Below are 11169 nucleotides of genomic sequence, written 5' to 3'. Positions count from 1 at the left end.
TTAATTTAACGACTGGTGCCTGAAGCAAGGCAGTAAAATCAGGCGAACCACTAAATAAATCCCCTTCCCAACTTACAGTACCAGCTTCTAAGGCTTCACGTTCTGTGGAAGACATAGCGGGCATCGCTTTACTAACGACAGCAAAGATACGGCGAGATAACAGTGTTCTGCGTAGTGGTTTAATTGCACAAAGAACCAATACTGCCAAAACAGCCCACAAAAGGAACTGCGCTAGAAAACCGGGAGAGCCATAACGTACAATCAATAATGCAAATAAAGCATAACTTATAGCCCATACAGCAAGGGAAGCTTGCCTGGCCAGTAATAAAAGAGCTCCACTCACCACCGCCAGAACAATCAGACTATGCAACACTGTTTTCTCCTTTCAGTAAACAATCCTTGAATTCAATTAAATTCCTGCAACAAGATAATGTGCAGCAAAAAACGAGGCAAGGCAATATTGCCGATACTTTATTAGCGCAACAAATACCGTCATTTCAGTATAGCATCAAGTAGAGTGAAAATTTGAGTTGCCAACTCAGTTGGATGCTCCATAGGTAACATATGCGTTCCCTCTACCTTAAAACATACAATATGGTAATGCTTTTTCATATAGCGCACATCGAGCCTGTCCACCACTGTACTTTTATTTCCATAAATCAAAGCCACAGGAACCCTCGCTTTTCCAGCGTAAGCAGGCAAGATATGTGGGATCGTACGATAAATCAAATATTCAATATGACGATCAAAACGTAATACATATCCTTGGCCTGTTTGTTGTAAACCATAATCAATATAGTCTTTTAAACAGGCTTCAGTAAACGTTTGAAACAACTCTCGGCCTTTCAAATAAGCCAGTAATTGCTCTCTATTTTGCCAACACTCTCTTCTGCCACGGGTACGACCAGCCGGGGTTATTCTATCAATCACTCCCAGCGCTTTAGCAAGACGTACCATGCTTGATTTAAAATGCCCTAGAAGTGGCGAATCAATCATGATAACCGCTTTAAATAACTGTGGTTCCTCAATCGCTGCCAAAAGACTCAATACACCGCCAAGAGAGTGTCCAAGGCCAATCACGGGCTGATTGGCCTGTCTTTTGACACTGGCAATGATTTCTTCAACCAGAAAATGCCAATTTTCGGTGACCGGAAATTGGGGGTTATGACCAATCCTATCGATGTAACAATAATCATATTGTTCTTTCAACTTATCCAATAACTGCTTATAGCAAAGCGCAGGAAATCCATTACCATGAGCAAAATGAATTAATCCTTTCACGAAACCACCAGTTTATGGCTCTCTCGTTTCAATGAAATAATCGCATAAGTAAAATAAATAGACAAAACGATAAGCAAAACGAAGCCAAACCAATTAAACAACCAACCCATTGTCAACATAAATAACAACAATACGATTTGCGGCGTTGAACTGACTATTAATAATCGAGTGGCTTGCTTATAGCCAAGCGATAATTTAAGAAATAATTTCGCTACAAATTGTCCCATGAGAGCAAAGGCCAGAAAAAAACGAGGTACATGGCAAAGAAAATCAACGCCACCATAGGATAGATAATTGTAGCTGAAAGATATTTAACTCGTTCAATCCCAGACGACTTTACCCAACGCTTGCCATCGAAAACTTCATTCACTTGCCCACTAATTGTTTGCACAAAAAGACTACTCTCCGCGTTAACAGGCTCTTTGGAAAAAAGAATTGTGGGGAAGGAAAGCGGTACATAAATTTATCTTTGGTAATTAGAGTTGTCAAATAAGGATAGGTACTATTAATGGTCTGTACCTTACCTGTTGTATCAACAATCAAAACAACCTGACCAGCTTTATTTTTACCATATAGGGCATCGGCTTATCGAAGGATACTTTACCATTTTGAATGTAAATTGAGGGTAATTCTTCAAGTGGTCGAATCATCTCTTCGTTAACAAAACGATTAAAATCAGAAGTAACACGCACAGCAAAGGGAATAGAAACAATAAACATCAGTAATAAAAGATAAAGAAGGCCAAACCCCTTCCACCGTTTCCCTACATCAACATAAAGACGGCTACTAAAAAAGAAAGATAGAGTGCTTGCCAATAAGTATAAAATGGGGTATCAATCTCACGTAATGTCTTCGTTTGCTCAGTCATGCCAGCCTCCCAATCGCAATCCGGTTTTTTGATGAAATAGATTAGCTTTATTTACAAGAAGTTCCAAGGCAAGTTGTTCCTCAACTATCTCAGTATCTGCAGAAATTTTTACTGAAAAGCGGGCCTTACCACAGCAACTCATAACTTGAATGAGCTTGTCAGCCCCCATATCATCAATAAACTCTATTTTTACTGGAATTGCCCCAGGTTTATTCCTGACAGTAAAATTTAAGTGTTCAGGCCTTATCCCCACTACCACCTCCGCTCCACAGGTCAGAGATTCCTTCAACACAGGTAAGGATAGCTCAATACCCATTTCAGTGACTATTTTCTGTTTCGTCAAGTCTATTTTTGCAGGTAAAAAATTAATTGGATAATGCCCAGTAAAGCCAGCCACAAACAGTGAAGCCGGTTGTTGATACAGCATCTGTGGAGAACCAATCTGCTCAACCTGCCCTTTATTTAAAACCAATACCCTGGATGCCATTGTCATCGCCTCAGTCTGATCGTGTGTTACATATAAACAAGTAGTACGGAGTTGTTGATGCAATTTTTTAATTTCATAGCGCATTTCTGCCCGTAATTTTGCATCCAGATTAGAAAGAGGCTCATCAAATAAAAACACAGCTGGTGAACGAACAATAGCACGTCCCATTGCTACGCGTTGCCGCTGTCCACCAGAAAGTGCCTGCGGTTTACGCAGTAAATAATCCGAGAGCTGGAGCATCGCAGCGACCTCATGTACTCGTTGCTGGATCTGAGTCTTCTTCATCCCACGCATTTTCAGGCCATAGGCCATATTATCGTAAACAGTCATATGCGGATAAAGTGCATAGTTTTGAAAAACCATAGCCATATCACGCTTGGAAGCAGGAATTTTGTTAACACATTGATTATTGATCAGAATACTGCCACTGCTGACCGTATCCAAACCTGCAACAAGGCGTAACAAGGTTGATTTGCCGCAACCAGACGGTCCAACCACAGCAACAAACTCTCCTTTTTCTATACTTAAACTCACTTTATTGAGAATAGGCTGTTGGCCATAGAATTTGCTGACATCTACTAAATTTACTGTTGCCATTAATGCGTAAGCCCCTTTTCAAACCAACGTTGCATGGTAATCACTACCAAACAAGGTGGTAACAAAGCAATCAAAGCAATCGTCATGATGTAATGCCATTGAGGGATTTGATCTGCTACTCCCACCAAATAACGGATGCCCATCACTATTGTTGCCATATTAGTGTCTGTGGTAATAACCAACGGCCAAAGATATTGGTTCCAACCATATACAAAAAGAATAATAAACAAAGCAGCTATCTGTGTCTTGGATAAGGGTAAAAGAACGTCTAAAAAATCTCAAGGGCCCTGCGCCGTCAAGTTTAGCTGCATCAACAAGTTCTTTAGGAACCGTTTTAAAAAACTGTCTAAATAAAAAAGTAGCTGTAGCAGAAGCCATTAGCGGCAAGGTAAGACCAGCAAAGGTATTCAACCAGGCAAAAGAAGCAATGACTTGAAAAGTAGGTACTATTCTTACTTCGACAGGCAACATCATGGTAGAAAAAATGAGTGCGAAACAGAGTTTTTTAAAGGGAATTCAAAATAAACCAACGCAAAGGCTGAACCGAGAGCCAAAATAATTTTGCCTCCGGCAATTAAAACCGCCATCAACAAACTATTGAGTAACATTTGCCAAACGGGTTGGCCACCTGTCACTACTAATCCTTCCGTGAGTACTATTTTCAAGTTGTGAAAAAAAGCGGTCCCAGGCCAGATAGGTAAAGGCGCCTGCATCATGGCAGCCCCCTCATGACTAGCTGCTACTAAGGCCAGATATAAAGGTACGAATAAAGCAGCAATTGCTAAACACAGTAATCCATGAGTAAGCAGACTATTTAGAGTTTTCATTCGTAATGCACCTTTTTTCAAGGTAACGAAATTGGATTAGGGTGAGAGCGACAACCATTAACATCAGCATTACTGATTGAGCTGATGAGCTACCTGGATCCATGCCGACAAAACCATCTTTATAGACTTTATAAATTAGGGTTGTTGTACTGTTACCCGGCCCACCATTGGTCATTACATCAATAATGCCAAAGGTGTCAAAGAAGGCATAGATCAAATTCATAACTAAAAGAAAAAACGTGGTTGGCGATAATAAGGGAAAAATAATTTGCCAAAATCGCCGCCAAGCTGAAGCACCATCAATAATAGCTGCTTCAATCAAGGAATTGGGAATTGCCTTAAGCGCCGCAAAGAAAAAAGAAAATTATAACTAAATTGTTGCCAGCTTGCTGTCAATATGACAACAAGTAAAGCCTGTTTGGCGTTAATCAAATAATTAAAATTAATCCCTAACTCCCGTAAACCATATGCTAACCAGCCAATCGTAGGCTGACACAAAAAACGCCATAATATAGCCGCCACTGCAGGAGCAACAGCATAAGGCCAGAGAAGTAAGGTTTTATAGATGCGCTGACTTTTTTCCGGCTCTGTACAAGTACTGCTAACAATAAACCCAAACTCATTGTTAGTAGAGTTACAAAGAAAGCAATGACTAAAGTAACCAGAACTGCTTTGCCATAACCAGGATCTTTAAATAAATCAAAAAATTAGCGAGGCCTGCAAAACGGTTATGCAAGCCGAAAGCATCACTAAAAAACAGATTGAATCAAAGCACTGCAAGCAGGCCAGATAAAAATAACAGAGTAATAAGCAGTTGAGGGAGTATAAACATCAACGCTACTTTCTTATGCTGCGTATATTTTGACATCCAGCACCAAATTACTAGCTAATCTGCAAGTATATAACGAAGACTTTTCATTTTGCGAGTCTTAATCCGTTAAGAAATTGTAAGTAACTGGAATCTGTTTTTTAGAAGATTTATAGTACTGTTTTTACTGGCCAATAAGAAGTCGCTTATGCGTTGCGTAATCATAGAGAATCCAGGCCCTGAAAGCCGTTTACTTATTAAAGAAGAAGCAAAACCCACCTATGATAAAGAGCAAATTTTGGTGCAGGTAAAAGCAACTGCAGTAAATCGTGCTGATTTACTACAACGGCGTGGTAAATACCCCCCACCAAGGGGTGAATCGACCATTCCTGGGTTGGAGGTTGCAGGCGAAGTGGTTGAAATAGGCTCTGCTGTGAAAAAATTTAAACCTGGTGATCGTGTTTATGGTCTCGTAGCTGGTGGAGGTTATGCCGAATATTGTTCTGTACATCAAAATCTTGCTGCAATTATTCCAGAGTCATGGGATTTTAGTTATGCAGCAGCTCTCCCCGAAGCCTTAATGACAGCACATGCTACTATTTTTCTAATTGGACAACTAAAACAAGGACAAACACTATTAATTCATGCAGCAGGTAGCGGTATTTCTTCCATTGCTATTCAAATGGCTAATCATCTAGGTGCCAGGGTCATTAGTACCACCAGTAACCAAGAGAAAATGGATAAGGCCTTACATTTAGGCGCATCGACTCTTATCAATTACAATCAAAAGGACTTCGAAGCAGTTCTTGGAGCAGAATCAGTTGATGTTATTGTTGATTTTATAGGTGGAAGCTATTTTCCCAAACACTTAAGACTCTTGAAGCTACAGGGAAAATTAATCCAGATTTCCTGCATGGATGGTTATAAAGCGGAATGTGATCTAGCACTACTCATGAGAAAACGGTTAGCGATCCATGGTTTTGTTTTACGTTCCCAATCCCTTTATGAAAAAACCATGTTATGGAGAGCAGTACAGCAACAATGGCCTACAGCGCTACTTAACAAGCATATAGTCCCTGTAATCGACTCTGAATTCAAATTTGAGGACATTGAGGCAGCCCATGCCCGCATGCTAAATAGCGACCACTTTGGCAAGATCATTGTGCGTATTAATTAAGGTACTTATGGCTTGATTTTCGAGCATCGCAGCACAGCATACATATAAGTATGTGAGCAGCGAAGCGCAGAAAATCAAGCCATAAGCACCAAGATAGTAGAAATATTATCCGTCCTTACGTTGCATTCTTAAGGTACGCTGTAGCAACTGCGTATAAATAGGATCATTACCAGCCAATTGCACAACAGTTGTTGAAGTCAGGCAACAAACCATCAGTGGTAATATCAATAAATAATTCTGCGTCATTTCTACCACAAGAATAATACCTGTTATCGGTGCACGAACTGCTGCAGAAAATAGCGCACCCATGCCTGCTACAGCAAACATCCCTGGATGAATTGTCGTATCATGACTGAATGCTTCAAAAAGATAGGATGCAGCAATACCGAGTAAAGTCCCTAATGCCAGCATAGGGGCAAAGATTCCTCCCGGTACACTCGAAGAATAACAAATCATGGTGGTAAAAACCTAATCACAAATAACATTAATAATGCAGAGAATGGTGGCGATAAGGTTAGAGAACGTTCAATAATATCGTAGCCTCCACCTACTGTTTCCGGGTAAGCGTAAGCAAGATAGCCTACAAAAAAGCCTATAAACAGCACATAGCCAATACGTGTTTTAAACGTTAAGCTGTCTGTAAAATATAATGTCTTCATCAATACTATATTGAATACTAAACCGGCGAAGCCCACCACGATACCAAAATAAAAAGAACCATAACGATTGCAGGCTGGGTAAAGTAAAGACATCCATGACAATGACTGGTTGCGAACCAATCATATAATGCAAGGTTATGGTAGCCATTACACAACAAATAGCTACTGTTTTAAAATTGGTAAACGAAAAATTAAACTGACTGCGCATTTCCTCCAGCACAAACAATACGCCGGCTAATGGCGCATTAAAAGCGGTTGCCAGGCCTGCTGCTGCACCTGCTGCAATTAGTGTATCACAGCGTTCACGCGGTAGATGCAAATAGTCCCCTAACATAGCACCGAGATTGCCTCCCATTTGGATCGTGGGTCCCTCACGACCAAGAACCATTTTTGCGCAAATTGCCATCACCCCACCAATGAATTTCACGGGCAGTAAGCGTCGCCAAAAAATTTCACGCTCATGCAATAAGGTTCCTTCGATTTCCTGCACACCACTGCCGGAGGCTTCTGGTGCAAAGCCTCTTACTAAAAACCAGGTAATAAAGACCAACATCATGGAAATCAGCGCCGAGATTAACCAAACCGGCAAACCTTGAGCCTCACTGGCGTGGAAAAGCGCTACGAGAAACTGATTGCCATAAGAAATCACTATTTGAAAAAAGAACCAACCATCCCTGTCAGAATGCCTAATAGGATAGCTGTTGCATAAATAATTAAAATTTTATCGCGCATTGCTCCTCACCATGTTCATTAAATTCCCTATAATGCGTAACCCAGCTTGATTGGGCATAGATAGAATGGTTTCCGGATGAAATTGCACAGCGTGCACAGGTAGTGTTTTATGTGAAACTGCCATAACAATACCATCGCGACTCAAGGCAGTTACCCGCAATTCATCTGGTACTTGCTCCAGTATTGCATAGAGTGAATGATATCGTCCCGCCGTAAAAGACGATCCTAAGCCAGCAAATATTCCGGTTTCGTCTTTAACATCAATTTCAGAAGCCTTACCATGCATCGGGTAAGTCAAAACACCAAGCTCTCCACCAAAATATTCCACAATTCCTTGTAAACCCAGACAGACGCCAAACAAAGGAATCTGATGTTCAAGTACTGTTGCAATAGTCTGCTCTAACTTAAAATCTACCGGCTTTCCAGGACCAGGAGAAAGAAGAACCAGATCAAAATGATGGTTTTGCAAATAATCCTGAACATACTCACTGCGGACAGTCAAAACGTCCGCCCCGGTCTGACGAACATAATTAGCCAAGGTATGAACAAAAGAATCTTGATGATCGACTAGTAATACGCGTTTGCCAACACCATTTTGTGGTATTGTATTAGTCAGGCCTGCTTTAGCTTGCGGTTTTTGCAAAATATCCAAAAACGCAGAGGCTTTTAATCTTGTTTCCTGTTCTTCAGCCTTCGGTTCTGAATCATAAAGTAATGTTGCTCCCACACGAATTTCAGCTATTCCCTGCTGAATACGCATCGTTCTTAACACAAGTCCTGTATTTAAATTTCCATTAAAACCAAACCAGCCTACAGCACCGGCATACCATCTGCGCGGTGATTTCTCATGTTGCTCAATGAAATTCATTGCCCATAGCTTGGGAGCACCAGTCACGGTAACCACCCACATATGGGTTAAAAAAGCATCCACAGCATCAAAATTAGAGCGCAAAACTCCTTCTACATGATCAACTGTATGGATCAAACGTGAATACATTTCGATTTGACGACGTCCTACTACACGCACACTTCCTGCTTCGCAAATTCTTGACTTATCATTTCTATCGACATCAGTACACATTGTAAGTTCGGATGCTTCTTTCTCCGACTCTAACAAAAGCTGGATATTGTGGGCATCCTCTATCGCGTCAGCCCCACGCTTGATAGTGCCTGAAATCGGACAGGTTTCGACACGTCTGCCTTGTACCCGCACATACATTTCCGGGGAAGCACCGACTAAATATTCATCCTTGCCAAGGTTAAGGAAAAACCATAAGGCGATGGATTAACGCGACGCATACGGGTAAAAATCGCCGAGGGTTGTTCCGAACAGTGGGCATAAAAAGTTTGACTGGGAACCACTTCAAAAAGATCACCACAAGCAAAACGTTCCTTGGCGGTCTCCACCAGTTTGGCGTATTCACCAGGAGCATGATCACAATCTCTTTCCGGCTTAAACTTAGGGTCGTAAGATTTAAATTCTCCTTCTCGCGGCAACGACTGCGTAGACTTTCCTTGGTATTGAAAATCGTAACGACGAATAAAGGCTGTTTCTTTGCGGTGATTAACGACATAAATTTCATCAGGTAAATACAAAACCATTTCCCGCTGTTCGGACGAACGTTCTTTATGTTGTTGCAATTTTTCAAATTGAAAAATCAAATCATAACCAAAAGCACCATACAAACCTAAATAAGGTTCATCTGATTTAAAAAAGCGATTAATTGGCGTAATACCGTGAATATGGAAGGCTGGTGACTCCGCTCTTCCTCACTGAAAATCTGTTGTGACGCTTGTACTTCGAGTTTGCAACATTGCAGCGACTGCTCAGAAATGATTAATTCCTTACTTGCTTGCAATAAAGGTAAAATCATCGCCAATAAAATTTCACCACGCTTGTTCAAAGCCTCCAAATAAATTTCATCTGTTTTGCAAATAACAGCCAGAGGTGGGTTATAAAAACCAATATCCCAACAGGTGTAACGTCCAGGGTATTCAAAACTCGAGGCAAATAATGCCCCTCGATGCGTATCAAGCCGTTCAAGAAGAGGCTCAATAGCATTCTCATAAGCCAAAGTATGCTCTTCATACTCAATATGAATTCCACCCGCGGTTTTTACCTGCTGTAACATCGCTAATACACTCAATCAAAAACAATAATAAGTTCCATCCATTCTACTTTAAAACCCGCTCTCTGCAAGAAATACAGAGGAATCCAGATCGCATGAGACAGTTTCACTACCTCAAAACTCGGTAGAAAGGGGATTGTATCTTACGAGCAGCAGGGTATAATTTTTTTCACTCTTGTGGGAAAAATGATGTTTAAAAAACTGATTTAGAAAATATTGCACAACTTGCTTGTCTCGATCCTGAAGCTGATAATTACGCACAGCTTGCTGAAGAAGTTGGTGCGATTATGGATTTTGTCGAACAGCTACGCCAAATCAAGACAACTGGGATAGCTCCTCTTTTCCATCCTTTTGATTTACACCAAAGACTAAGAGAAGATGCAATCAGTGAAGAAGATTGCCGTAAACAATTAGCGGAAATTGCACCGCTATTTGAGGATGATTTGTATCTCGTTCCCAAAGTAATCGACCCAGGACAATAAGTTTATGCACAAGCATTCTTTACGTGAATTAATTCTTGCTTTAAAACGACGTGAATTCTCAAGTACTGAATTAACGCAACATTATTTGAATCGAATTCGACAACATAACGAACTCAATAGTTTTATTAGTATTGATGAAGAATCTGCGCTGACCTGTGCGGCTAAAGCCGATAAACAATTACAAACCGGAAACGCCAAGTTACTGACTGGCATCCCTATAGCACATAAAGATATCTTCTGTACACAATCATTGCCAACGACCTGCGGGTCAAAGATGCTGGCCAATTTCCATGCCCCCTATCAAGCCACCATTGTATCAAAACTGGACGCTGAAGGTGTTGTTGTTTTAGGTAAAACCAATATGGATGAGTTTGCCATGGGTTCCACCAATGAGAACAGTTACTATGGTGCAGTAAAAAACCCTTGGGATCTGGAACGTGTACCTGGCGGCTCATCAGGTGGTTCTGCAGCGGCTGTTGCTGCACGTCTTATTCCTTTTGCAACCGGTTCTGATACCGGTGGTTCTATCAGGCAACCGGCCGCTTTTTGTGGTATTTCAGGCATCAAACCGACCTATGGTCTGATTTCAAGATTTGGCATGGTCGCTTATGCCTCAAGCCTAGATCAAGCAGGACCAATGGCTAACAGTGCGGAAGAATTAGCCTTGATTTTACAAACAATGGCAGGTTTCGATACCAACGATTCAACTTCAGTCTCCTGCAAGATTCCCGATTATTCTGCAGCCTTGAACCAATCTATAAACGGTTTACGTATAGGTTTACCTTCTTGTTTTTTCCAAAAAGAAGTTGAACCTGACATTCAACAAGCCATCCGTGATGCGGTAAAAATCTTGCAATATGCAGGCGCTAAAATTGTGCAACTTGATTTGACACTACAACCTTTATGGGTGCCTTGCTATTACGTCATTGCCTGTGCAGAAGCCTCATCTAATCTATCACGCTACGATGGTATACGCTTTGGTTACCGTAGCAATAAAGGAAATACCTTAAAAGAGTTAATTACGAACTCTCGTAGTGAAGGATTTGGTATGGAAGTTAAACGACGTATCCTTACCGGTACCCATGTCTTATCCTCAGGCTATTTTGACGATTATTACCTGCA

Annotated in this window: 7 protein-coding genes and 6 pseudogenes; 3 read left to right on the top strand and 10 right to left on the bottom strand. The window is 41.0% G+C overall.

Annotated features, from left to right (window positions below):
* The 8 genes and pseudogenes from fadE to BN58_RS37740 all read right to left on the bottom strand — a co-directional run.
* Positions 1-373: pseudogene (gene fadE, locus BN58_RS10030) on the bottom strand (acyl-CoA dehydrogenase); the annotation flags it as partial.
* Positions 374-492: 119 nt separating this feature from the next.
* Positions 493-1281 carry an alpha/beta fold hydrolase gene (locus BN58_RS10025; protein WP_019216705.1) on the bottom strand — a complete coding sequence of 263 codons (789 nt, stop codon included), beginning with the start codon at positions 1279-1281 and terminating at the stop codon, positions 493-495.
* Positions 1278-1508 carry a hypothetical protein gene (locus BN58_RS28415; RefSeq protein WP_026069397.1) on the bottom strand — a complete coding sequence of 77 codons (231 nt, stop codon included), beginning with the start codon at positions 1506-1508 and terminating at the stop codon, positions 1278-1280. Before BN58_RS28415 ends, BN58_RS10025 begins: the two co-directional genes overlap by 4 nt.
* A gap of 312 nt (positions 1509-1820) precedes the next feature.
* A pseudogene (locus BN58_RS29810) lies at positions 1821-2015 on the bottom strand (DUF1189 family protein); the annotation flags it as partial.
* A 126-nt stretch (positions 2016-2141) separates the two neighbouring features.
* On the bottom strand, positions 2142-3233 hold the full coding sequence (locus tag BN58_RS10005) for an ABC transporter ATP-binding protein (RefSeq protein WP_019216703.1): 1092 nt from the start codon (positions 3231-3233) through the stop codon (positions 2142-2144).
* Positions 3233-3949 (bottom strand): annotated as a pseudogene (ugpE, locus tag BN58_RS36995) (sn-glycerol-3-phosphate ABC transporter permease UgpE). Before ugpE ends, BN58_RS10005 begins: the two are co-directional and overlap by 1 nt.
* 94 nt (positions 3950-4043) lie before the next feature.
* Positions 4044-4382, bottom strand: a complete 339-nt coding sequence (locus tag BN58_RS37745; RefSeq protein WP_232220503.1) for an ABC transporter permease subunit — start codon at positions 4380-4382, stop codon at positions 4044-4046.
* A complete protein-coding gene (locus BN58_RS37740; protein WP_232220502.1) occupies positions 4379-4582 on the bottom strand; it encodes an ABC transporter permease in 204 nt (67 codons plus the stop codon). The genes BN58_RS37745 and BN58_RS37740 overlap by 4 nt, the downstream gene beginning before the upstream one ends.
* A 494-nt stretch (positions 4583-5076) precedes the next feature.
* On the opposite strand from BN58_RS37740, the gene BN58_RS09990 reads away from it, so the two are divergent.
* Complete coding sequence (locus BN58_RS09990) at positions 5077-6045, top strand: NAD(P)H-quinone oxidoreductase (RefSeq protein ID WP_019216702.1); 969 nt, start codon at positions 5077-5079, stop codon at positions 6043-6045.
* Between the two features lie 105 nt (positions 6046-6150).
* Here BN58_RS09990 and clcA read toward each other — a convergent pair.
* Both clcA and BN58_RS23940 read right to left on the bottom strand, forming a co-directional pair.
* Positions 6151-7436: pseudogene (gene clcA, locus BN58_RS23945) on the bottom strand (H(+)/Cl(-) exchange transporter ClcA).
* A pseudogene (locus BN58_RS23940) lies at positions 7426-9568 on the bottom strand (anthranilate synthase component I). The pseudogenes clcA and BN58_RS23940 overlap by 11 nt, the downstream one beginning before the upstream one ends.
* Positions 9569-9777: 209 nt before the next feature.
* Between BN58_RS23940 and gatC the strand changes: the two are divergent.
* Both gatC and BN58_RS09970 read left to right on the top strand, forming a co-directional pair.
* Positions 9778-10047 (top strand): annotated as a pseudogene (gene gatC, locus BN58_RS09975) (Asp-tRNA(Asn)/Glu-tRNA(Gln) amidotransferase subunit GatC); the annotation flags it as partial.
* 4 nt (positions 10048-10051) lie between these two features.
* Positions 10052-11169: amidase (locus BN58_RS09970; protein ID WP_019216698.1), on the top strand; the 1118-nt coding region annotated here is incomplete at its 3' end.

Origin of the sequence: Legionella tunisiensis, assembly GCF_000308315.1 — a bacterium.
Classification (GTDB): Bacteria; Pseudomonadota; Gammaproteobacteria; order Legionellales; family Legionellaceae; genus Tatlockia; species Tatlockia tunisiensis.
This window is presented reverse-complemented; position numbering and strand designations above follow the sequence as displayed.

What these genes read in the sequence shown, in the direction of transcription:
- BN58_RS09990 (WP_019216702.1), top strand. Translation starts at nt 5,077, where the DNA reads ATGCGTTGCGTAATCATAGAGAATCCAGGCCCTGAAAGCCGTTTACTT.
- BN58_RS28415 (WP_026069397.1), bottom strand. Translation starts at nt 1,508, where the DNA reads ATGGGACAATTTGTAGCGAAATTATTTCTTAAATTATCGCTTGGCTAT.
- BN58_RS10005 (WP_019216703.1), bottom strand. Translation starts at nt 3,233, where the DNA reads ATGGCAACAGTAAATTTAGTAGATGTCAGCAAATTCTATGGCCAACAG.